The sequence below is a fragment of the Bacillus sp. N3378-2at genome (assembly GCF_033412715.1).
Lineage (GTDB): Bacteria > Bacillota > Bacilli > Bacillales > Bacillaceae > Bacillus > Bacillus subtilis.
This window is the reverse complement of sequence record NZ_CP117986.1, coordinates 1,246,429-1,269,934: the sequence shown is the minus strand read 5'-3', so window position 1 is coordinate 1,269,934 and position 23,506 is coordinate 1,246,429. Positions and strand designations below refer to the sequence as shown.

Sequence of the window (23,506 nt, the reverse complement as noted above, 5' to 3'; positions counted from 1 at the left end):
ATGATAACATGGCTAAAGCCTTGATTACATATGCCAGCATGTCAGGAAATACAGAAGACATTGCCTTCATAATAAAAGATACGCTTCAGGAATATGAGTTGGATATCGATTGTGTCGAGATAGATGATATGGATGCGTCTTGTTTAACCTCCTATGATTATGTACTGATTGGCACCTATACATGGGGGGACGGCGATTTGCCCTACGAAGCGGAGGATTTTTTCGAAGAGGTCAAACAGATTCAGCTTAATGGTTTAAAAACAGCCTGCTTCGGGTCTGGCGATTATTCTTATCCAAAGTTTTGCGAAGCGGTGAATTTGTTCAATGTCATGCTGCAAGAGGCGGGAGCTGCTGTTTACCAGGAAACACTAAAAATTGAATTAGCGCCTGAAACAGATGAAGATGTGGAAAGCTGCCGAGCGTTTGCGAGAGGTTTTCTTGCATGGGCAGATTATATGAACAAGGAAAAAATCCATGTTTCATAAAGGGGCAACCGCTGTTACGGCATCGGCGTTTTCTGGATATTTTGTGGCGGTACAAAGAGAAGGCATTTTTCATTACTCTTTGGAGCAGGGCTGGAGAAAGCTTTTTCGTTTGAAAAGTAAGATACACTGTATCAGCTACATAGGGCCTTACTTATTTGGCGTTGGTGAAAAGGGAACAGTCATTCGTTCGGCTGATGAAGGGAAAACCTGGACGATGTCGAGCTTTCCGACAAATGCAACAGTGTGGGCGATTATCGGCAGAAACAACGGGTTTGTCTGCGCCCACGGTAAGCATTGTATTTATGTATCGGATGATTTTGGTGTCTCATGGCGCGTAGCCAAACCTTTTGCCGAATTTCATAATCCCCCTGTTATCCGGTCGCTATGCCTTCACGGGGGCAATCTTTTTATCGGCACGCAAATACACGAATATTTTGGCGGCATTTGGGCTTACGACATTAAGCGTGACACTGTCCAAGTTGTCAAAAAAGAAAAAAACCGGATGACGGCATCCATGCTCGTGTTCAATGAAAATTGGCTGGTGGCGGCGATGGGTTCTGTGAAAGGAAAGCACGGTGCTGTCACCGTACGGAATCTTTTGAATGGTGAAGAATTCATCATTCAATCCAGCATGATCAGAATAGAAGAATCATTTCTTGATCTTTCAGAGGATGATGGCATTATATATGTCACTACAACACAAGATGAAAACGGTTTTTCGAGAATTTACCAGGCTGATCTCGAAGCCCGATCGTTAAAATGGTTCGATACCATTAAGGGGCATGGATGGAGAGTGGCCAATCAGAAAGAGAATTTCTTTTGCGCAGGCTTGTATGAATGTAAATTTGTCCAGCCGTACGAAGTTTCAGCAATGATTCATTAGAGGAGGAACAAGGAATTGGCTAAGATTTTGCTTGTTTATGCAACAATGTCAGGCAACACTGAAGCAATGGCAGATTTAATTGAAAAGGGGCTTCAGGAGGCGGAAGCAGAAGTAGACCGTTTCGAAGCAATGGATATTGATGATGCCCAGCTGTTTACCGATTATGACCATGTCATAATGGGAACCTACACGTGGGGAGACGGAGATCTGCCTGATGAATTTTTAGATCTTGTTGAAGACATGGAGGAGATTGATTTTTCCGGTAAAACATGCGCTGTATTCGGTTCTGGTGATACAGCATATGAATTTTTCTGCGGAGCGGTTGATACGCTCGAATCAAAAATAAAAGAATGCGGTGGCGACATTGTGCTGCCTTCGGTAAAAATCGAAAATAATCCAGAAGGTGACGAAGAGGAAGAATTAATAAACTTTGGGAGACAATTCGCAAAGAAAAGCGGATGCGCTGTCTGATCACTCACTGGGAACTGCTAAAACGGCTGTTCCTTTTTTTCTTGTCTTTGTATCTTTCCTTTGATACAGTAATGAGGTAGAAAATCAGGAGGAGGACTATACATATGAAAATGATGGACGCAAATGAAATTATTTCATTTATTCAAAATAGTACAAAATCAACACCTGTAAAGGTTTACGTGAAAGGTGAGCTGGAAGGAATCAATTTCGGCGAATCTGCGAAAGCTTTTATCAACGGAAACACTGGTGTCGTTTTCGGTGAGTGGAGCGAAATCCAAACAGCAATCGAAGAAAACCAAAGCAAAATCGAAGACTATGTGGTTGAAAATGACCGCCGCAATTCTGCGATCCCAATGCTTGATCTTAAAAACATCAAAGCGCGTATCGAGCCGGGCGCGATCATCCGCGACCAAGTTGAAATCGGTGATAACGCAGTCATCATGATGGGTGCTTCTATTAATATCGGTTCAGTCATCGGCGAAGGCACAATGATTGATATGAACGTTGTGCTTGGCGGACGAGCTACTGTTGGAAAAAACTGCCATATCGGCGCGGGTTCTGTACTTGCGGGCGTTATTGAGCCGCCATCCGCTAAACCGGTTGTGATTGAAGACGACGTCGTAATCGGCGCAAATGCTGTTGTGCTTGAAGGCGTAACAGTAGGTAAAGGAGCTGTTGTTGCTGCGGGCGCGATCGTGGTAAACGACGTTGAGCCATACACTGTCGTTGCAGGCACACCAGCTAAAAAAATCAAAGACATTGATGAAAAAACAAAAGGCAAAACTGAAATCAAGCAGGAATTACGCCAGCTGTAAGGAAAAGTTTGATAAAAAAGGCGTGGATAATATATCCACGCCTTATTCGTATAGGCAGGAGGAATAGAAATGAAGAAAGAGGAGCTCATCGCAATTCGCAGAGATCTGCATCGTATACCGGAGCTTGGATTTCAGGAGTTCAAAACCCAGCAGTATTTATTACATGTCTTGGAACAATATCCGCAAGACAGAATTGAAATTGAGAAATGGCGAACAGGGCTTTTTGTAAAAGTGAACGGGACGGCGCCGGAAAAAATGCTGGCATACAGAGCGGATATCGATGCGCTTTCTATAGAAGAGCAAACTGGTCTTCCATTCGCATCAGAGCATCACGGCAACATGCACGCCTGCGGTCACGATTTGCATATGACAATTGCACTCGGCATTATTGATCATTTTGTTCACCACCCAGTCAAACATGATTTGCTTTTTCTGTTTCAGCCGGCAGAGGAAGGGCCTGGCGGTGCGGAACCAATGCTTGAGAGCGATGTATTAAAAAAATGGCAGCCTGATTTCATCACTGCCCTTCATATTGCTCCAGAGCTTCCGGTAGGCACCATTGCGACAAAAAGCGGCCTTCTATTTGCGAATACATCAGAGCTAGTCATCGATCTGGAAGGCAAAGGGGGACATGCGGCATATCCGCATTTGGCTGAGGATATGGTTGTAGCAGCAAGTACACTTGTCACCCAGCTGCAAACGATTATCTCTAGAAACACAGATCCGCTAGACAGTGCTGTTATTACAGTTGGTACCATTACCGGAGGCTCGGCACAAAATATCATTGCGGAAACGGCCCACCTGGAAGGCACGATCCGCACGCTTTCTGAAGAATCGATGAAACAAGTAAAGGAACGGATTGAAGATGTAGTGAAAGGAATCGAAATCGGATTCCGCTGCAAAGGAAAAGTGACATATCCGTCTGTCTATCACCAAGTTTACAATACGAGCGGATTAACAGAAGAATTTATGTCTTTTGTTGCTGAACATCAACTGGCGACTGTAATTGAAGCAAAAGAAGCAATGACTGGGGAGGATTTTGGCTATATGCTGAAAAAATATCCCGGCTTCATGTTCTGGCTCGGCGCTGATTCTGAACATGGGCTTCATCATGCTAAGCTGAATCCCGATGAAAATGCGATAGAAACAGCGGTTAATGTCATGACAGGTTATTTTTCTGTTTATGCCAATTAAGTACAAATGAAAGAATAAAATTCCATAAAATGAGCACTCTAGTAAACGGAGGTGTTCAAAAATGGCTAAAAAAATAGGAATTGAACAATCATTATCAGATGTAGAAGCTGCTTTAAAAGAAAAAGGATATGACGTTGTAATGATGAAAAGCCCTGCTGATGCTCAAGGCTGTGACTGCTGTGTCGTAACAGGTCTTGATAATAATGTGCAAGGGATAGCCGATACGGTAACACAAGCACCTGTCATTACAGCTTCCGGGATGACGGCTGAAGAAATTTGCAGCGAAGTTGAAAGCAGAATTCAGTAATATAAAAACCGAAGCAAAAAGCTTCGGTTCTTTTATTTATTCTGTTTCTTTAGGGAAAGCGCGGTCGAACGCGTTCTTTATTTCTTTTCTCAACACTCGTTCGACTCGCCACTGTTCCATATTTTCTGTTTTGGCAATGACCCTGATCACAATTTCAGAAGTCCCCAGTTCTTGAATCCCGATGACATTTGGGCCTTCTTTTATTTGTGGAAGAGCCGCTGCCGTCTCATCACAAACCTGCTGTAAAATATGAATCATTTCATCAATGTTTCTTTCAGCCGGCACTTTAATATCAACAAGAGCCTGCATGGTACCACGAGAATGATTGCTTACGTTTGTGATGTTTCTGTTGGGGATGTAATGCAATGTTCCGTCAAAGCTGCGGATTTGAGTTGTTCTTAAGCCAACCTGCTCGACAATTCCGTCAAAGGTGGAAACGGTAATATAATCTCCGACATCCAATTGTTTCTCAAGCAAAATAAAAAAACCTGTCACGATGTCACTGACAAGCCCTTGGGCGCCAAATCCGACAGCCAGGCCGACGATTCCTGCCCCCGCTAAAAGAGCGCTTGGATCATAATGAAACAAATCTAGAACCATGACGAAGAATATAAAAATCAAAGTATAAGCAAATATGTTAAGAGTCAGGCTTCGGAGCGTATGTGCACGTCCGATAGACAAGCTATTCTGCTCCTCGAATTTTGCAAACAGATGTTTAATGATTTTCATGCCTAATGATCGAACGATAAAATAGAGCAATATCATAATGGCGAGTTTAATGAGCAGAACACCGGCATTTGTAATCAGTCCCGCCCAATCATATTGTTTAATAAAGTCCATGTTGAGCTCCTTTTCTAATTGATTGCTGCACATTGAGACTAGTTACCCTGTACATGACCATGTTAAACGTTTTATTCAAAAATGTCGAAGCCAAAGACATACATGATTTGTTAAAAATTGACTCAGGAAATCTGCTTTTATATAATGGCATTGCAATATAACTAAAAATGGTTAATCACCCTTTATTTTCATGCGATTTTGACCTTTAAGCCAAACAATAAATTGGAGGGATACATATGGCAGAACGTATGGTAGGTAAACAAGCTCCTCGTTTTGAAATGGAAGCAGTCCTTGCAAGCAAAGAATTCGGCAAAGTAAGTCTTGAGGAAAACATGAAAAACGACAAATGGACAGTGCTATTCTTCTATCCAATGGATTTCACTTTTGTTTGTCCCACAGAAATTACAGCAATGTCTGACCGCTATGACGAGTTCGAAGATCTTGATGCAGAAGTCATCGGGGTTTCAACTGATACCATCCATACTCATTTAGCTTGGATCAATACAGACCGCAAAGAAAACGGTCTTGGCCAGCTGAAATACCCGCTTGCTGCTGATACAAACCATGAGGTATCCCGGGAATATGGCGTTTTAATCGAAGAAGAAGGTGTGGCTTTGCGCGGATTGTTTATTATTAATCCTGAAGGGGAGCTTCAATATCAAACTGTTTTCCATAACAATATTGGGCGTGATGTTGATGAAACGCTTCGTGTTCTCCAGGCGCTGCAAACTGGCGGACTCTGTCCGGCTAACTGGAAACCAGGCCAAAAAACACTTTAATTCTTTCCAAGAACGAAAAGCGGTCTAGCATATTCGTTAGGCCACTCTGTTAAATAGGAGGGAAAAGCAATGAAATTACGTCAGCCCATGCCGGAATTGACGGGAGAAAAAGCTTGGTTAAATGGTGAAGTGACGAGAGAGCAATTGATTGGGGAAAAGCCGACGCTTATTCATTTCTGGTCCATCAGCTGCCACTTGTGCAAAGAAGCGATGCCGCAAGTGAATGAATTTCGTGATAAATATCAAGATCAGCTGAATGTTGTAGCTGTACACATGCCCCGTTCCGAAGATGATCTTGACCTTGGTAAAATTAAAGAAACAGCTGCTGAACACGATATCACTCAGCCGATTTTTGTTGACAGTGACCATGCTTTAACCGATTCATTTGAAAATGAATATGTACCTGCATATTATGTGTTTGATAAAACAGGACAGCTCCGTCACTTCCAAGCCGGCGGGAGCGGTATGAAAATGCTTGAAAAACGTGTGAACCGCGTTCTGGCTGAAACGGAATAGGTATCTGACTAAATAGTATTTCCTAAAAACCTGATCACATCAGGTTTTTTATTTGTGCAAAAAGCAATGGAAGAAGAGTAAGAAGCTTATTTTTCCAAATTTGGGTATAGGAATTGATGGTTTGTTTGATTGATACGCTAGAAAACACAGCTAATTTTTGATGTTTTTCCTCAATTTTAGATAAATCTCATATCTCATAACTCGAAAATTGTAGATATTACACTAAATTTCTTTAAAGAAGTAAGTAAAATATATATTTTCAACATTATACCAAATAAACTAGAAAGCCCCTTAATCCCTTGAGAATAAAGGACTCTTTTGAAAAATAAAAAATTTTCAGAAAATAAGGAATTTTTCATAGAGTAAATATAATAGTAAAATGCTAAAATAATAGTTGATAAAATTACTTTTGTAATCTAATATCTTAATTAAAGATGTTAATTTTGATAGGGGGTACATTGAGGAATGTTTAATGAAAGAGAAGCTTTGCGCTTGCGGTTAGAACAATTAAATGAAGCTGAAGTGAAAGTCATTCGTGAATATCAAATTGAACGTGATAAAATATACGCAAAATTAAGAGAGCTGGACAGAAATGGAAGCCCTTCCGAAATCAAAAAGGATTTCCGTTCTGAAAAAAAACCTGACTCTCTGCCGGTTCTCGCTGAGCTTGCGGCTCAGGAAATCAGAAGCTATCAGCCGCAATCACAGCAGCAGTCTGTTCAGCCTCAGCTTCAATCTATTTCCTCTCTTCCTGCCGGTATACCAGACGGAACAACACGAAGAAGAAGAGGAACGGCAAGACCGGGATCAAAAGCAGCTAAGCTGCGTGAAGCTGCTATTAAAACATTAAAACGCCACAACGCGGCGATTAAGAGCTCGGAGCTTCAAAAAGAGATTGAAAAAGAAAGCGGTCTTGAAATCCCTAATATGACAACATTTATGCAAAGCTTAATTAAAATGTACCCGGAAGTGAAAAAGCCATATCGCGGGCAGTACATTTTAGAGGGTGAAATCGAATCTGCAGAATCAGCAAATGAATAAATATAAAGAAAAACTGCTTGGCATCGGGGACTGACCCCCGTTTTTGAGACAGGGATCAAAACACCTTTTAAACAGCCAATTGCCGATAATTTATCGGTGATTGGTTGTTTAGTTTCGTTTGAATACGAATATTGTTATAATAATGAATGTATTCTATGACAGTGCGTTCTACGATGGCGGTCGTGGTTCGATCAATGCTGTTAAGATAGAACGTTTCAGACTTTAGTGAGGAATGAAACGATTCGATGGAGGCATTATCAGCGGGTGTCCCTTTGCGGGACATGCTCATGGTAATGCCTTTTGTTTTAACAGCTTTCTGATACTCGTAAGATGTATACACAGATCCTTGGTCACTATGTAACACGCAGTTCTCAGGCAGTGTTGGCAGTTGATCAAGTGTGTGTAAGACAAAGTCTGTGTCCTGCTTATCTCCAATCGTAAAAGCAATCACTTCTCCATTATATACATCCAATATACTGGAAAGGTACAATTGTTTCTGTCCATAAGGCAAATACGTGATGTCTGTTACTAGTTTTTCAAGAGGATGATCAGACTGAAAGTTCCTATCTAATATATTGTCGACCACGGCATATGGCTGCCCATTCTTCTTGCGCTTTTTCACCTTAACCCGGCACTGCCACTGATTTTTCTGCATAATACGCTGAACCGTTTTATGGTTAATACACATTCTCTTTTTTAATATAGCTGTGATTTTTCGATATCCATATCGATACTGGTGCTCTCGGCACAACGTGCCGATTTGTTTTTCTAAATGGCGCTTGGGATGATCTTTCTTCAGATTCTTCTTCCAACGATAATAAGACGAGCGAGAGATACCTAAATGAATACAGATATCCTGCACGGTCATTGTGCTGTGCAATTCTTCTACAAGTTCGACTGACGTTTGGCTATCAACTTCCTTTCCAATTCGTTGTACTTTTTTAACACTTCATTCTGTTGTCTCAGATATCGATTCTCTGCCTGCAGTTTCTCTAATTCGGAAGAATACTCCGGACCTTTTCCATAAGTGTATTGCTTACCAACAGGCTGTTCAAATCGATGTGTATCACCAGCCTTATACCATCTGACCCATGTCTTAATCTGCGTATTATTTTTGATATTCAACTCCTGCATGATCTCTTTCATAGGTACGCCTGCCAATCTCATTTCTACAGCCTTCTGTTTCACTTCAACCGGATAACTCACTCTTGTCCCCATAGAAAAAACACCTCCAAGTCTAATTTCGGATAACAATCATCCGTATTCAAACTTGAAGGTGTTTTTATTTGTCTCATCTTATGGGGTCAGTCCCATCGCTCAAGCAGTTTTTTTATTGAGGTTTTTTCTGTGAAGGTTTGTTTTCTTTTTCAAGATTAAGCTTATACACCCACTTTTGATAAGGCTTTTCTTCAGCGGCTCTGTTTTTCAGCTCTTCGATTGTATGGCTCTTGGCCTGGTCTGATGATTGGGCGCGGGCAAGCTGTTTTTGAAGCACATGTATCTGTTTGGTGACATCTTCAAGGATAGTCTCTACATGATTTGGCTGCGCGTAGACCGCTGGAGCTTCTTCTTCCGTTTTTTCTTTTTGTTTCGTGCCGCCATCAATATCGGCAAAATGAGAAGCAATCCAGGCATCGCTTTCATCAAGCTGCCGTTTATACGATATAATAGTTTCGTGAAATAATTTTTCTTTCGTTTTTTCTATGTCTAGCAGTCTTTCTTTCGTTTCTATGATTCGATCTTTCATATGATCAACTTCTATTTTAATATGTTTTAGCTGATATTCTTTTTCTACCATTTGCTTTTTTAGACGCCCGTTTTCGGCTTTTATCAATTCGGCTTGCTGTTTTGCCTGAAGCAGTGCATTTTGTTCCTGCTCAATCGAGGCTTGAAGTTCGCTGATCCGTTTATGAAGATTTTTATTTTCTTCTTCGATTTTGACTTTCGCAATATGAAGTTTATGTTTTTCTTCGATTTCGGCTCTGCGTTTAAAGGTTTCAGCAGATAGAAGCTCCTGCAAAACAACGATTTTATCAAGCAGTTCAGCTCTTATTTGGTGCAGGGTTTGGCTGGTGTGGGAGGCATGTTTTTCTTTTGTTGACATATGTGTTAATTCGGCAGACAGCTGCTGGAGTTTTTCTTTCATATCGGTATTTTCTTTGAGCAGTTTGTTATTTTTCTGATGAAAGTAGCTTGCTTCAAGTTCAGCAATCAGCTTATGGCACCTTGAAAGCTCGGATTTTAAATAAAGGTTCTCCTGAGACACGTCGTGGAAAAAAGGACCTGATCTTTTCATTCGAACCATCTCCCTCATGATGTTAACACTACAATATGCAAATACTGAACAGCTATTCCTCTTTAATAAACAGACAAGCAGTAGCGTTGAGCCTTTGCTTTTGCTATGCTTTTAACGAAACTAGAGGTGAGATGATATGAAGCATGTAAACGTACTGTTGGCAGGGGGAGCCTCACGTCGCTTTGGAGAACCGAAGGCGTTTGTCAAATGGAAGGGCAGGATGCTTTACGAATGCGCTAAAGAGGCACTTGGAGAACAAACGGTTATCATCAGCCGTCCCGAATTTATTGATAGATTTCAAGAAAACGGTGAAAATGAAGTGTATCAAGATGCTGAGCCATTTCAAGGCATGGGGCCATTGGCTGGTATATATACCGCTTTTAAAAAGACAGACGGTGATCTTTATACTGTTCTTTCCTGTGACACACCGCTGATACAAAGAAGGACGATGCTGGAGCTCAAACGTCTGATGACTGCCGGTGCGGACGCGGTAGTCCCAATTTCAGACGGACAAGTGCAGCCATTGATTGCGATTTACCACAAACGTATCATGCCAGTTCTATACGATCAGCTTTCTGAGAAGAGGTTGAGAATATCAGATTTATTAGGCAGAATTTCGGTTTGTTACGTACAGGCTGAAAATATCGGAGCAAACCCGGCAGAGTTTATCAACATTAATACACGTGATGATTTTAGCTGTTTGGAAGAAAAATCGAACTCCCTCAAGCGGGACTGACGGGGCAATAACATGATAAGATGACATAAAAGATAAGGAGAACAGGTTTGATGGAGGAACGTTATTCACGGCAAATCAGATTTAAGCAAATTGGGGAAGAGGGCCAGAAAAGACTGGCAGACAGCCATGTGCTGATTGTCGGAGCGGGAGCGCTCGGCACTGCAGGAGCTGAAGGACTTTCGAGAGCGGGAGTCGGTACGATTACCATTATTGACCGTGACTATGTGGAGTGGAGCAATCTTCAAAGGCAGCAGCTTTATACAGAAAGCGATGCCAAACTCCGCATGCCGAAAGCCATGGCTGCCAAAGAGCATCTATCAGCGATTAACAGCGAGATACATATTGAGGCGTATGTTACCGAAGGAACAGCCGAAACGCTTGAGCCGCTGATTGAAAAAGCAGATGTCGTGATCGACGCGACAGATAATTTTGAAACCCGCATGCTGATAAACGATCTTGCCCAGAAAACAAAGACACCTTGGGTCTATGGCGCCTGTGTAAGCAGCCAGGGAATGTTCATGACTGTCATTCCCGGAGAAACCCCTTGTCTGTCTTGTTTGTTTGAGCAAATTCCTGTCGGCGGGGCGACGTGTGATACTGCCGGCATTATTCCGCCTGCTGTGCATATCGTTTCAGCATATCAGCAGGCTGAGGCATTAAAGCTGTTAACCGGCCAAAAAGAAGCAATACAGCGGGGTTTTGTGACATTTGATGTCTGGAACAATTCGCATATGAAGATTAACGTTAATCATGTACGCCGTGAGGAATGCCCATCTTGCGGAGCTAATGCGGTATATCCTTATCTTCAGGATTGGAACACACCAAAAGCTGCTGTACTATGCGGCCGTGACACAGTGCAGGTAAGGTCAGAATCATTAAAAAGAATCCCGAAACAGGAGCTCATTAAGCGGCTGAAAACAATCGGCAAGGTCGAGGCTAATGCGTTTTTGCTGCATATTTTTTACGAGGATTTCAGAATTGTCATTTTCAGTGACGGACGGGCACTGGTGCATGGAACAAATGATGTGAAAGAAGCCAACTCCGTGTTGGCAAGAGTGATTGGACTGTAACAACAGGAGGGGTCAGAATGCTGGAGAAAAGAACACCGATACCGGTAGACGAGGCAGTTCGGCGTGTCTGCCATTTTCAAAAACAAGGTGAAACAGAATGGGTGGCGCTTGAAGACAGCCTTCATCGGTTTTTAGCCGAAGATATAACTGCGGATCACCACGTCCCTGCGTTTGATCGTTCGCCATACGATGGTTTTGCTGTCAGAGCGTGCGATACGGCAGAAGCTTCACGTGAAAACCCAGTTCGGTTTGAAGTTATTGACCATATTGGAGCAGGAGCAGTATCTGAAAAAGAACTTGGCCCGTTTCAGGCCGTACGGATTATGACTGGCGCGCAAATCCCTGAAGGGGCAGATGCAGTCGTCATGATTGAACTGACTCAAACCTTTGAGGAGAATGGGAAGTCATTTATGTCTTTAAAACGCCGCTTTCAGACGGGGGATAATATTTCAAAAACAGGTGAGGACGCTCAAAAAGGGAGTGTTTTACTGAGAAAGGGTACCCGGGTGACACCAGGAGTGACGGCTCTTTTGGCAACATTCGGATACTCATCTGTGCCTGTCGTGAGAAAGCCTGTAGTCGGGATTATCGCAACCGGTACCGAATTGCTGAATGTCAGTGATCCGCTGGAACCGGGAAAAATCCGCAACAGCAATGCGAGTATGGTATATGCGCAAGCGATAGAAGCAGGCGCAACACCGCTTTATTTAGGGAAAATCTCTGATGAACTGGATAAAAGCTTTGCTGCAGTTAAAGAAGCGATGAAAAAGGTGGACTTCCTGATCACAACTGGCGGTGTGTCAGTCGGTGACTTTGACTTTTTGCCTGCGATCTATGAAAAACTCGGAGCGGACGTGCTGTTTAATAAAGTTGCCATGCGCCCGGGCAGCGTGACAACGGTGGCGCATGCAAACGATATGCTGCTGTTTGGCCTTTCAGGTAATCCGTCGGCATGCTATGTCGGTTTTGAACTGTTTGTCAAACCGATAATCCAGACATGGCTGCTCAATGAAACACCGCATTCAATTTGTGCGGAAGCTGTTTTGACCAAGGATTTTCCGAAGCCGAACCCATTTACCCGATTTGTTCGTGCGCTCGTGCACCATCAGGAAGGGAAGCTGTTGGCGACACCCGTTGGCTTAGATAAGTCGAGCTCTGTCACATCACTTGCAGATGCCAATGCATTTATTATCCTGCCGGGCGGCACGCGAGGCTACGAATCTGGCAGAACGGTTCAAGTACTGCTCATCAGAGAAGAGAATGGAAGTGAATGGCCTTGGTCCGTCCTTTCCCGATCGTCCAAGTTGTAGGATTTCAAAACAGCGGGAAAACAACGTTTATTGAGCGCATTCTTGAAAAAGCCTCTGAACAGGGAGTCCATTTGGGCTGCCTGAAGCATCATGGTCACGGCGGTGAACCGCAAACGCTCACGGAAGGAAAAGACACGGACCGTTACAAGGCGGCAGGTGCTGATGTAACAGCAGTAGAAGGTGCTGGTGTGTTACAGCTGACTGCCCGCCGCAATTGGGATTTGGCACGGCTGATTGAGTTATACCAATTTCTCGAAACAGACTGTCTTCTGATTGAAGGCTTTAAAAAAGCCTCTTATCCTAAAGTGGTTATCCTAAGTGAAAAGGAAGATCTGGAAGCGCTGCAAGCAGTAAATATAATCGCCATCATCTATAGAAAAAAAGAGCATATGACAGAGCATCAGGGATTACCCGTTTTTCATGCGGATGATCCGGTTGCCGTGGACTTTGTGCTTTCACAGCTGAAGGGGGAATCTGCATAATGGAACGGTTTGAGATTACGAAAACACCCATTAATACTGAAAACATCATCAAAAAAGTGGAGAAACGGGAAGCAGGAGCCATTACAACATTTATTGGTACGGTTCGGGAATGGACAAACGGAAAAAGAACGGTTCGGCTTGAATATGAGGCATATGAACCGATGGCCGTGCAAATGCTTGCTCAAATCGGCGCTGAAATCGAAGAAAAATGGGAAGGTGCCTCAGCTGCGATCACGCACCGTATAGGTGTGCTCGATATCGGTGAAGCAGCGGTAGTGATTGCTGTATCTTCTCCCCATCGAAAAGCCGCATATGAAGCCAATGAGTATGCGATTGAACGCATTAAACAGATTGTGCCGATTTGGAAAAAAGAAATTTGGGAAGACGGTGAGCAATGGATCGGCGACCAGCTAGAAACAACAGCTTATCCGAACGGAAAACCAGACCTAAGCGAGGGAGAGCAGCATGATTAAAATTCTTTTATTTGCAGGACTGGCTGAACAGGCCGGTACACAAGCAATAGAAATAGATGTGGAACAAGCAACCACAGATGAAATAAAAGCGAGTCTAAAAGAACAATACGGTCTTGAATCTATTGATACGGCTATGATTGCCGTTAACGAAAGCTATGTAAAAGAAAATACCTCTGTATCTTCGGGTGACACGGTAGCCATCATACCGCCGGTCAGCGGGGGATGAAAACCGGACGGCATTTCAGCCGTCCGGTTTTTCTGTATTTCATTGGCATATCCCCAAGTATCCTCAGCATACAATGATTTTCTGTAAGCGTTTATTCTACATATGTTACTCCCTATAAAGTAAGAGACTCACTCCATAATTAGACTGAAATTTTGAAAAATAATAGAAATTTATTTCGGGTATCGATATAGTGAAGATGATAAATGTTGGAAAGGTGCTGGATATGGAGACATTTAAAAGATTAAAAATGTATTATTGGCCGTACAGAAAAGTGTTTATGTGGTCGCTTCTAGCCATGCTTTTGATGACAGCAATTACTGTCGTTTATCCGATTATCCTGCAAATTACGATTGATGAGATCGTACTGGGACGGCAGTATCAGCTTGCGGCGTGGGTCAGCTTAGGATTTATTGCGGTAATGGTTTTGAAAGGAATGGCTACCTTTTTTCATCAGTATTTAGGTGATATGTTCGGGATCAAATCCGTTTATCGGCTGAGAAATGGTCTGTATGAAAAACTGCAGCGGCTTTCTTTTTCTTACTATGATAACGCGAAAACAGGAGATTTGATGTCCAGGCTGACTGCTGATGTTGAAGGGCTTCGTTTTTTCTTATCATACGGTCTCGCTGAGCTCATTCGATTCGGCCTGCTGGTAGCCATCAGCCTGTCGGTTATGTTTTACTATTCTGTTCCTCTCACGCTTGTGACAATAGCTGTTCTGCCATTTCTCGCGGTTGCGGTATACCGGTTTGACAAAAGAGTCCATCCCGCCTTCAGAGGCATCCGCAAATCGTTTGCGAAACTCAATACAAAAGTCCAGGAAAATATCAGCGGCATTAATACGGTTAAATCTCTTTCAAGGGAAGATTTTCAGATCAGCACTTTCAATAAAGCCAATGCAGAATACAGGGCGCAGTATTTACAAACATCATCCATCTGGTCTGCGTATTTCCCTTTAATGGAGTTCATTGGTAACATTTGTATTGTAGCTCTCCTCTCATACGGCGGTTACTTGGTTATGCAAAATCAGCTCAATCCCGGCGAGCTTGTTGCTTTCTTCAGCCTTGTCAATTATATGATGTGGCCGATTATGAACTTAGGTTTTGTCATCAATATGTTCTCTCAAGCAAAAGCGTCAGGGGAACGCCTGCTCGACATTCTGGAAAAAGAAGAAGACATTACAGATCATCCTCATGCTTTGTATAAACAAAAATTAACCGGAGATGTCCATTTCAAAAATGTTTCTCTTGCATACGGAAAAGAACAAACAAACGCGCTGTGCAATGTAAGCTTTGAGGCAAACAGCGGGAAGGTAATCGGACTGTTGGGCCCGACAGGTTCAGGCAAAAGCTCAGTGACATAGCTTCTCACCAGATTTTACAGTCCTGTTGGCGGAATGATTACCATTGATCACAAACCAATCACAGATTATTCGTTAAAAACCCTTCGCTCCAATATCGGGGTCGTACTTCAAGAATCCTTCCTGTTTTCATCTACGATTAGATCAAATATTTCGTATGGGCGGCCGGATGCCTCAATGGAAGACGTCATCGAAGCGGCAAAAAGGGCGCAGGCTCATAACTTTATTATGGAGCTTCCTGATGGGTATGACACCATGCTGGGAGAGAGGGGAATGGGGCTTTCCGGCGGGCAGAAACAGCGTATTGCCATTGCAAGAGCCATTTGCTTGAACCCGAGCATTTTAATATTGGATGATGCCACAAGTGCAGTAGATATGCAAACGGAGCACAGCATACAGCTTGCCTTAAAAGAAGTCATGAAAAACCGCACAACCTTTATCGTCGCTCACCGCATTTCTTCACTGAAACACGCCGATGAAATTCTCGTTTTTAATAAAGGACGCATTCGTGAAAGGGGAACACATCATGAGCTTCTTGAAAAAGGCGGCTACTATAAAAAGATTTACGATTTGCAATACCGTGATGTCAAAATGATTAATGAGCCGCATGAGGTCGGATAGGGAGGGGCCAAATGAAACAAGCGAAAAAACAGGGGATTTTAGAGCGTTTCTATTACTCTTCAGATGAAATCATTGAAAAGCCGTTTAACTGGGCTCAAATGTGGCGGCTGCTGAGCTATGTCAAACCATATCGAAAAACAATTTTGCCGCTTTCTTTTCTCACCGTATTAATTGGCACTGCTGTGAAGCTTGTGATCCCCATTTTGATCGGCGTTTATGTTCTTGATCAAGCGATTACAGGGAGAAACTCGGAGCTGCTGATTCAGCTCATTTTTATTATTAGCGGTTTATATGTCCTCAATTACGCCGCCAATGTGTTAAGAATCAGGTGGATGAATCAGCTTGGCCAGCATGTCATTTACGATTTGCGACAGCATTTATTTACCCATGTGCAGCGCTTATCCCATCGATTTTTTGATCAGCGGTCGGCGGGATCGATCTTAGTCAGGATCATGAATGATATTAACTCTCTTCAGGAGCTCTTTACAAGCGGAGTCATCAATTTGTTGACCGACTTGCTGCTTCTGGCCGGCGTGATTATCATTTTGTTTACGCTGAGCCCTGAGCTGACTATAGCCATCATGGTGACATTGCCGATTATGTTTTTTATTTCAACAAGTCTCAGAAAAAAAATACGCCGATCCTGGCAAACGGTACGGCTAAAGCAATCGAAGCTCAACTCTCATCTAAACGAAAGCATTCAGGGCATCCGGGTCACACAGGCATTTACGCAGGAAGAAGAAAACATGGCGTATTTTGACGGTGTCAATCAGGAGAACTACGAATCATGGCGGGAAGCAACTAGAAAAAATGCCATGTTCCGTCCGCTGGTAGAAATGACGAATGCGATTGGGACGGCTGTCTTGATTTGGTATGGAGCCACACTCATCATGAATGAAACCATCACGATTGGCGTCTTCGTTTCTTTTGCTTTTTATCTGGGTATGTTTTGGGAACCAATTTCGAGACTGGGTCAGGTCTATAATCAGCTGTTAATGGGGATGGCATCATCAGAACGGATTTTTGAGTTTCTGGACGAACAGCCAAATGTCAAGGAGAAGCCGAATGCCATTCATAATGAAAAGATAAATGGGGAGATCAGTTTTGAAGAGGTTGAATTTTCGTATGATGAAAAACGAAAAGCCCTTCACGCCGTTTCTTTCTCTATTCCTGCAGGCTCGACGCTTGCGCTTGTCGGGCATACAGGGAGCGGGAAGACGACGATTGCGAATTTAATCAGCCGTTTTTATGATGCGACCGGAGGCACCATTAAAATAGACGGTATACCGATTAAGGATCTTTCCCTTGCCAGTCTGCGTTCACAAATCAGCATTGTCCTGCAAGATACATTTATTTTCTCTGGGACCATCATGGAAAATATTCGTTTTGGAAGGCCAAATGCTTCGGATGAGGAGGTGATGAAAGCGTCCCAAGCGGTCGGAGCGGATGAGTTTATTTCCGATTTAGCGGAAGGATACGCAACAGAGGTAGAGGAAAGGGGCAGCGTACTGTCTGCCGGTCAGCGTCAGCTCATTTCATTTGCAAGAGCATTGCTCGCCGATCCGGCTATTATCATCCTTGACGAAGCAACGGCAAGCATTGATACAGAGACAGAAGTAAAAATTCAGCAAGCGTTAAAAACGCTTCTGAAAGGGCGTACAGCAGTGATGATCGCTCACAGATTGTCTACGATCCGCGACGCCGACCGCATCATTGTTCTTGATCACGGCAGGAAAATAGAAGAAGGGAACCATGATCAGCTGCTCGCTAAAGGAGGCATTTATGCCGGGCTTGTGAAAGCGCAATACAGCACAGCGATAGAATAATATGAAAAGCCTTCAATATTGAAGGCTTTTGGAATTTTATTAGAAAAACATGAAACTTTTTGATATCCTTCCCGTACTATTTGTTAGATATTCTCAAGGAGGTTTTGAAATGGAAACGAATGTAGAAAAAAACAGCGGAACGGCGACTGAAAAGCCTTCACTTTTCGGAGTAATCACAAGTCCGTCCGTTCAATTTGAAAGAATAAGAGAAAGGCCGGCTGTATGGGGACCGCTTTTGATTGTTGCAGCAATTATCATCGTCGGTGCCGTGCTGCAATCACTCGGTACGGATTATAGTGAGCTTTTGAAAAGCCAGGATACGCAAGGGCTATCTGCTGAACAAATGGAAACTGTCGCAACAATAACCAAATTTGGCGGAATGGCAGGCGCTATTATCGGCGGTATCGCAGCATTATTTATTGCCCCTCTTATTTATTGGCTCTGTGTAAAAATATCAGGCGGAGTTACGACATATAAAAAAATGCTTTCTCTCGGTCTGTTTGTCTCTTTAATTAGCAGTCTCGGATTATTGGTTAATGGAATCGTTGCTTTTACGACTGACGTGAATCCTCTTTACAGCACGACGTCACTGGCAGGGATTATCCCATCTGACGGGGCTCTTGCCAGCGTGTTAAATACCTTTGAAATTTTCAGCATCTGGAGCTTTGTATTATTAGCAATCGGACTTCACAAAACGGGAGGCATCTCCAAAAAAGCCGGGTGGATTTCAGCAATCATTCTATTCGGAATTTTAGTTGTATTTTCGCTTTTTTCAGGTTTAATCAATTCTGTGGCGGGTGCATAAGCTCATGAAAAAAGTCTGGATCGGAATTGGAATCGCAGTTATAGTCGCTCTTTTTGTTGGAATCAATATATACCGGTCTGCCGCTCCAACAAGCGGCAGCGCCGGCAAGGAGATACAGACGGGGAGCGTTGAAGAAAATGAAATCTCATCAACGGTTATGGTTCCTGGCACGCTAAAATTTTCAAATGAACAGTATGTCTTTTATGAAGCGGATAAAGGGACATTAGAAGACATTAAAGTTAAGGAAGGCGATAAAGTTAAAAAGGGCACGCCTTTAGTCACCTATACAAATGAGCAGCTGAGCCTGGAAAAAGAACAGAACCAGTTAACGTCTGAATCCAACCGGCTTCAAATTGACCAAATTCAAGAAAAGTTAAAAGCCTTAGACAGCAAAGAAAGAGAACTGGAAAAACAGGTAGGAAAGAAAGAAGCAGAAAAACAAATCGAATCTGAACGGACAGAGCTTCAAATGCAGAAAAAAACAGCGGAGATCGAATTAAAACAAACCGAGCTTCAGCGGCAGTCACTTGCCAACCGGGTGTCAGATTTAGAAGTGAAAAGCGAAATTGAAGGCACCGTTATTTCTGTCAACCAAGAAGCGGCATCCAAAAAGTCAGATATTCAAGAGCCTGTCATACATATCGGCAACCCAAAAGACCTTGTCGTCTCAGGGAAATTGTCTGAATACGATACATTGAAAGTCAAAAAAGGCCAGAAGGTCACACTCACTTCAGATGTAATACAGGGTAAAACATGGAAAGGCACGGTTTCCGCAGTCGGGCTTGTTCCGGATCAGCAGGAGAGCGCTGCGGCACAAGGAACAGAACAGGCGGTCCAATACCCGCTTCAAGTGAAAATAAAAGGAAATCTTCCAGAAGGAAAGCCAGGCTTTAAATTTATCATGAATATTGAAACAGATAAACGGAAAGCAAATACGCTTCCTTCAAAGGCAGTCAAAAAAGAAGATGACCAATATTATGTGTATACAGTAAAAGACGGAAAAGCAAAGCGAGTTAATGTCAAAATCGGCGAAGTGACAGATGACCTGACAGAAATTAAAGAGGGGCTTACCCAAGATGATCAAGTCATTTTGAATCCATCTGATCAGGTGACTGACGGAATGGAAGTGAAATCTTAAATGATTCAGCTTTCTAATGTGCGAAAAAGCTATCAGATCGGAAAGGAAACGTTTGATGTTCTCCATTCTATTGATTTGGACATTCATCAAGGTGAATATGTCTCGATTATGGGGCCGTCAGGATCAGGAAAATCGACGATCATGAATATTATCGGCTGTCTTGATCGGCCGACTTCCGGTACATATCAATTGGACGGCGAAGACATTTCTTCATATAAAGATAAAGAACTGGCGGCAGTCCGTAACCGGTCCATCGGTTTTGTGTTTCAGCAATTTCAGCTTCTTCCGCGGCTGAACGCAAAAAAAAATGTCGAGCTGCCGATGATTTATTCCGGGATAGGCAAAAAGGAACGTCAAGAGCGGGCTGAGAGAGCATTGGAAAAGGTCGGGTTAGCAAATCGAATGCTCCACATGCCCAACGAGCTGTCTGGCGGGCAGAAGCAGCGGGTGGCGATTGCGAGGGCGATCGTGAATGAGCCCAAATTGATTTTAGCTGATGAACCGACCGGCGCGCTAGATACGAAAACAAGCGAGGCGATTATGGATCAGTTTACAGCATTAAATGCCGAGGGAACGACAATCGTTCTGGTTACTCACGAGCCTGAAGTAGCAGATTGCACGAATCGGATCGTCATGGTGCGTGACGGAAACATTGTTCCTGCCAGCTCCGGACAAAGGAGTGTGGGAGAATGAGCCTGTTAGAAAACATCAGAATGGCTCTAAGCTCTGTCCTTGCCCATAAAATGCGTTCGATCTTAACGATGCTCGGCATTATCATTGGTGTAGGCTCTGTCATTGTTGTCGTTGCGGTAGGACAAGGAGGCGAGCAAATGCTGAAGCAGTCGATCAGCGGCCCGGGAAATACTGTGGAGCTGTACTATATGCCTAGCGACGAGGAGCTGGCAAGCAACCCGAACGCCGCAGCTGAATCTACGTTTACAGAAAACGATATTAAAGGTTTAAAAGGAATAGAAGGCATTAAACAAGTCGTTGCTTCGACTTCTGAAAGTATGAAAGCGCGTTATCACGAAGAAGAAACCGATGCTACGGTTAACGGAATAAATGATGGATACATGAATGTCAATTCTTTAGAAATCGAAAGCGGCAGAACATTTACCGACAATGACTTTCTCGCGGGGAATAGAGCCGGAATCATCTCTCAAAAGATGGCTGAAGAACTGTTCGATAAAACCTCCCCTTTAGGTGAAGTTGTCTGGATAAACGGACAGCCCGTTGAAATTATCGGTGTGCTGAAAAAAGAAACAGGCTTGCTTTCTTTCGGTTTAAGTGAAATGTATGTGCCATTTAATATGATGAAATCCTCTTTTGGCACAAGCGATTTCAGTAACGTATCATTGCAGGTCGAATCAGCAGACGACATAAAATCGGCAGGAAAAGAAGCAGCACAGCTGGTAAATGACAATCATGGCACAGAGGATTCGTATCAAGTGATGAACATGGAGGAGATTGCGGCCGGAATTGGCAAGGTAACGGCAATTATGACGACGATTATCGGCTCAATTGCAGGTATTTCCCTTTTGGTCGGCGGAATCGGTGTCATGAATATCATGCTCGTATCAGTCACAGAACGGACACGGGAAATTGGAATCAGAAAATCCCTCGGTGCGACGAGGGGACAGATTCTGACTCAGTTTTTAATTGAGTCAGTCGTATTGACGCTGATTGGCGGTCTGGTCGGGATTGGCATTGGATACGGAGGGGCCGGGCTTGTTTCAGCCATTGCGGGCTGGCCGTCACTCATATCCTGGCAGGTTGTATGCGGGGGCGTGCTGTTCAGTATGCTCATTGGTGTTATTTTCGGCATGCTTCCTGCAAATAAAGCTGCAAAGCTTGATCCCATTGAAGCGCTGCGTTATGAGTAGCCTCATGCAACATGCATGAGGTTTTTTTATGTTTAGTGATTTCTACTATGAATATAAAAGACTTTTTTCATTAAAATAAGAAGAAAATGTCGTACAATTGTCCTTATTTTTGTCGAATTTACAGTTTACAAACCCTATAGACATACGTTAATATGGAGAAACGTGAAAGATTTTGATAGTTATTGAATGAATTTGAATGATTTTAGTTGCCTAAACCGAAAATAGCGTTTACAATGAAATTGTATTCAAAATGAATACGTTTTCATTAGGAGGTGAAGCATGCTAACTCCTGAACGGCATCAATTGATTATTGATCAAATAGAAAAGCATGATGTGGTAAAGATTCAAGAGCTTATAAATCTGACTAATGCTTCTGAATCAACAATCAGAAGAGATTTATCGACCCTTGAAGAACGCGGTTTTTTAAAGCGCGTTCATGGTGGAGCGGCCAAGCTTTCCGATATCAGACTTGAACCCGATATGCTTGAAAAATCATCCAAAAACCTTCACGATAAATTGAAAATTGCTGAAAAAGCAGCTTTTCTTTTAGAAGAAGGGGATTGCATTTACCTTGATGCAGGCACGACGACATTGCACATGATTGATTTTATGGATAAAACCAAAGATATTGTCGTTGTCACAAACGGGGTGATGCATATCGATGCATTAATAAGGAAAGAAATTTCTTTTTATCTGCTTGGAGGATACGTAAAGCACAGAACGGGCGCGATTATTGGAGGCGCTTCACTGATTGCCATGGACCAGTACAGATTTGACAAGAGTTTTCTGGGGACAAACGGTGTCCATACAGAGGCTGGATTCACAACGCCGGACCCTGATGAAGCCCTTTTAAAACAGAAAGCGATCAAACAGGCAAAACACGCTTACGTCTTAGCAGACCCTTCGAAGTTCGGAGAAATTTCATTTTCGGCATTCGCCGCAATAGGCGACGCAACAATCATTACGACTGACGCTGAAGAGCTTACATTCGATAATTACCAAGAAAAAACTGTCGTAAAGGTAGTGAAACCATGATTTACACTGTAACACTTAATCCATCTGTCGATTATATTGTTCACGTTGAAGATTTTACTGTAGGAGGCCTGAACCGTTCTTCGTATGATACCAAGTATCCAGGGGGCAAAGGCATCAACGTATCGAGACTGCTGAAAAGACACCATGTGGCGTCTAAAGCGCTCGGATTCGTCGGCGGATTTACCGGAGAATATATCAAAACATTTTTACGGGAAGAAAACCTGGAAACAGCTTTTTCTGAAGTAAAAGGGGATACCCGTATCAATGTAAAGCTGAAAACTGGTGATGAAACTGAAATTAACGGGCAGGGACCGACAATTTCGGATGAAGATTTCAAAGCCTTTTTAGAACAGTTCCAATCTTTGCAAGAGGGAGATATCGTCGTTCTTGCAGGAAGCATTCCATCTTCACTCCCTCACGATACTTATGAAAAAATCGCAGAGGCCTGCAAACAGCAGAACGCACGAGTTGTTCTGGATATCTCAGGCGAGGCTCTTTTGAAAGCAACAGAAATGAAACCATTTTTGATGAAGCCAAATCATCATGAGCTTGGAGAAATGTTCGGCACGGCCATTACATCTGTTGAGGAAGCCGTTCCTTATGGGAAAAAGCTTGTAGAACAAGGCGCTGAACATGTAATTGTATCAATGGCCGGAGACGGAGCGCTTCTGTTTACGAACGAAGCTGTTTATTTTGCTAACGTGCCAAAGGGGAAATTGGTAAACTCAGTCGGAGCAGGGGATTCCGTTGTTGCAGGTTTCCTTGCCGGAATTTCCAAACAGCTGCCGCTTGAAGAAGCATTCCGCTTAGGAGTTACTTCAGGCAGTGCTACCGCGTTCTCTGAAGAACTTGGAACAGAAGAATTTGTCCAGCAGCTTCTTCCTGAAGTTAAGGTCACACGTCTATAGAGGAGG

General features: G+C 43.1%; 25 protein-coding genes and 1 pseudogene. 23 read left to right on the top strand and 3 right to left on the bottom strand.

The window, feature by feature from the left end; all coding sequences use genetic code 11:
- Positions 1-8 precede the first annotated feature (8 nt).
- From PUN35_RS06970 to PUN35_RS06945, 6 genes are all read left to right on the top strand, one after another.
- Entirely contained in the window at positions 9-485 is a 477-nt protein-coding gene (locus PUN35_RS06970; protein ID WP_014479661.1) for a flavodoxin, read from the top strand.
- The gene (locus tag PUN35_RS06965) at positions 475-1,368 is read left to right on the top strand and encodes a WD40/YVTN/BNR-like repeat-containing protein (RefSeq protein ID WP_014479662.1); all 894 of its coding nucleotides are present in this window, start codon (positions 475-477) and stop codon (positions 1,366-1,368) included. The genes PUN35_RS06970 and PUN35_RS06965 overlap by 11 nt, the downstream gene beginning before the upstream one ends.
- A 15-nt stretch (positions 1,369-1,383) precedes the next feature.
- On the top strand, positions 1,384-1,839 hold the full coding sequence (locus tag PUN35_RS06960; protein WP_014479663.1) for a flavodoxin: 456 nt from the start codon (positions 1,384-1,386) through the stop codon (positions 1,837-1,839).
- A 104-nt stretch (positions 1,840-1,943) separates the two neighbouring features.
- Positions 1,944-2,654 (top strand): 2,3,4,5-tetrahydropyridine-2,6-dicarboxylate N-acetyltransferase, encoded by a 711-nt coding sequence (gene dapD, locus PUN35_RS06955; protein ID WP_003218680.1) that lies wholly within the window; start codon positions 1,944-1,946, stop codon positions 2,652-2,654.
- Positions 2,655-2,723: 69 nt separating this feature from the next.
- Positions 2,724-3,848 carry an N-acetyldiaminopimelate deacetylase gene (locus tag PUN35_RS06950; protein ID WP_014476668.1) on the top strand — a complete coding sequence of 375 codons (1,125 nt, stop codon included), beginning with the start codon at positions 2,724-2,726 and terminating at the stop codon, positions 3,846-3,848.
- A gap of 61 nt (positions 3,849-3,909) precedes the next feature.
- Positions 3,910-4,155 (top strand): YkuS family protein, encoded by a 246-nt coding sequence (locus PUN35_RS06945; RefSeq protein ID WP_003232382.1) that lies wholly within the window; start codon positions 3,910-3,912, stop codon positions 4,153-4,155.
- A gap of 36 nt (positions 4,156-4,191) precedes the next feature.
- Here the strand turns inward: PUN35_RS06945 and mscT are convergent, their stop codons facing one another.
- Positions 4,192-4,995 (bottom strand): small-conductance mechanosensitive channel protein MscT, encoded by an 804-nt coding sequence (gene mscT, locus PUN35_RS06940; RefSeq protein WP_003244994.1) that lies wholly within the window; start codon positions 4,993-4,995, stop codon positions 4,192-4,194.
- 236 nt (positions 4,996-5,231) lie between these two features.
- Here mscT and ahpA point away from each other — a divergent pair, with 236 nt between their 5' ends.
- The 3 genes from ahpA to rok all read left to right on the top strand — a co-directional run bounded on the left by ahpA (position 5,232) and on the right by rok (position 7,331).
- Positions 5,232-5,774 (top strand): biofilm-specific peroxidase AhpA, encoded by a 543-nt coding sequence (gene ahpA, locus PUN35_RS06935; RefSeq protein WP_003245371.1) that lies wholly within the window; start codon positions 5,232-5,234, stop codon positions 5,772-5,774.
- 69 nt (positions 5,775-5,843) lie between these two features.
- Positions 5,844-6,290, top strand: a complete 447-nt coding sequence (ykuV, locus tag PUN35_RS06930) for a thiol-disulfide oxidoreductase YkuV (RefSeq protein WP_014479665.1) — start codon at positions 5,844-5,846, stop codon at positions 6,288-6,290.
- A gap of 465 nt (positions 6,291-6,755) precedes the next feature.
- Positions 6,756-7,331, top strand: a complete 576-nt coding sequence (gene rok / locus PUN35_RS06925) for a transcriptional regulator Rok (protein ID WP_003232378.1) — start codon at positions 6,756-6,758, stop codon at positions 7,329-7,331.
- 67 nt (positions 7,332-7,398) lie between these two features.
- On the opposite strand, the gene PUN35_RS06920 is transcribed toward rok, so the two are convergent.
- Both PUN35_RS06920 and cse15 read right to left on the bottom strand, forming a co-directional pair.
- A protein-coding gene (locus tag PUN35_RS06920; RefSeq protein ID WP_087614160.1) for an IS3 family transposase occupies positions 7,399-8,549 on the bottom strand; the annotation gives its coding sequence in 2 pieces (ribosomal slippage) (positions 7,399-8,276 and positions 8,276-8,549; 1,152 coding nt in all).
- Between the two features lie 112 nt (positions 8,550-8,661).
- Positions 8,662-9,627, bottom strand: coding sequence for a spore protein Cse15 (gene cse15, locus PUN35_RS06915; protein ID WP_014479669.1), 966 nt, complete (start codon positions 9,625-9,627; stop codon positions 8,662-8,664).
- 136 nt (positions 9,628-9,763) lie between these two features.
- Here cse15 and PUN35_RS06910 point away from each other — a divergent pair, with 136 nt between their 5' ends.
- The 14 genes and pseudogenes from PUN35_RS06910 (at position 9,764) to pfkB (ending at position 23,500) form a co-directional block, all read left to right on the top strand.
- Entirely contained in the window at positions 9,764-10,363 is a 600-nt protein-coding gene (locus PUN35_RS06910; RefSeq protein ID WP_014479670.1) for a molybdenum cofactor guanylyltransferase, read from the top strand.
- Positions 10,364-10,413: 50 nt separating this feature from the next.
- A complete protein-coding gene (locus PUN35_RS06905; protein WP_014479671.1) occupies positions 10,414-11,433 on the top strand; it encodes a molybdopterin-synthase adenylyltransferase MoeB in 1,020 nt (339 codons plus the stop codon).
- A gap of 17 nt (positions 11,434-11,450) precedes the next feature.
- A complete protein-coding gene (gene glp, locus PUN35_RS06900) occupies positions 11,451-12,743 on the top strand; it encodes a molybdopterin molybdotransferase MoeA (RefSeq protein ID WP_014479672.1) in 1,293 nt (430 codons plus the stop codon).
- Positions 12,704-13,225 (top strand): molybdopterin-guanine dinucleotide biosynthesis protein B, encoded by a 522-nt coding sequence (gene mobB / locus PUN35_RS06895; protein ID WP_014479673.1) that lies wholly within the window; start codon positions 12,704-12,706, stop codon positions 13,223-13,225. Before glp ends, mobB begins: the two co-directional genes overlap by 40 nt.
- The gene (locus tag PUN35_RS06890) at positions 13,225-13,698 is read left to right on the top strand and encodes a molybdenum cofactor biosynthesis protein MoaE (RefSeq protein ID WP_003232367.1); all 474 of its coding nucleotides are present in this window, start codon (positions 13,225-13,227) and stop codon (positions 13,696-13,698) included. The genes mobB and PUN35_RS06890 overlap by 1 nt, the downstream gene beginning before the upstream one ends.
- On the top strand, positions 13,691-13,924 hold the full coding sequence (moaD, locus tag PUN35_RS06885; protein ID WP_014476678.1) for a molybdopterin converting factor subunit 1: 234 nt from the start codon (positions 13,691-13,693) through the stop codon (positions 13,922-13,924). Before PUN35_RS06890 ends, moaD begins: the two co-directional genes overlap by 8 nt.
- Positions 13,925-14,147: 223 nt before the next feature.
- A pseudogene (locus tag PUN35_RS06880) lies at positions 14,148-15,905 on the top strand (ABC transporter ATP-binding protein).
- A gap of 11 nt (positions 15,906-15,916) precedes the next feature.
- Positions 15,917-17,731 carry an ABC transporter ATP-binding protein gene (locus PUN35_RS06875; RefSeq protein WP_014479676.1) on the top strand — a complete coding sequence of 605 codons (1,815 nt, stop codon included), beginning with the start codon at positions 15,917-15,919 and terminating at the stop codon, positions 17,729-17,731.
- 109 nt (positions 17,732-17,840) lie between these two features.
- Positions 17,841-18,536, top strand: coding sequence for a YknW family membrane protein (yknW, locus tag PUN35_RS06870; protein WP_014479677.1), 696 nt, complete (start codon positions 17,841-17,843; stop codon positions 18,534-18,536).
- A gap of 4 nt (positions 18,537-18,540) precedes the next feature.
- Positions 18,541-19,674, top strand: coding sequence for an efflux RND transporter periplasmic adaptor subunit (locus PUN35_RS06865; RefSeq protein ID WP_014479678.1), 1,134 nt, complete (start codon positions 18,541-18,543; stop codon positions 19,672-19,674).
- Positions 19,675-20,367: an ABC transporter ATP-binding protein YknY gene (gene yknY, locus PUN35_RS06860; protein ID WP_014479679.1), complete on the top strand. Its 693-nt coding sequence runs from the start codon at positions 19,675-19,677 to the stop codon at positions 20,365-20,367.
- Complete coding sequence (skiZ, locus tag PUN35_RS06855; protein WP_014479680.1) at positions 20,364-21,557, top strand: sporulation-delaying-protein transporter subunit SkiZ; 1,194 nt, start codon at positions 20,364-20,366, stop codon at positions 21,555-21,557. Before yknY ends, skiZ begins: the two co-directional genes overlap by 4 nt.
- A 279-nt stretch (positions 21,558-21,836) precedes the next feature.
- Entirely contained in the window at positions 21,837-22,592 is a 756-nt protein-coding gene (locus PUN35_RS06850) for a DeoR/GlpR family DNA-binding transcription regulator (RefSeq protein ID WP_014479681.1), read from the top strand.
- Positions 22,589-23,500: a 1-phosphofructokinase gene (gene pfkB, locus PUN35_RS06845; protein ID WP_003244923.1), complete on the top strand. Its 912-nt coding sequence runs from the start codon at positions 22,589-22,591 to the stop codon at positions 23,498-23,500. Before PUN35_RS06850 ends, pfkB begins: the two co-directional genes overlap by 4 nt.
- Positions 23,501-23,506: the final 6 nt, after the last annotated feature.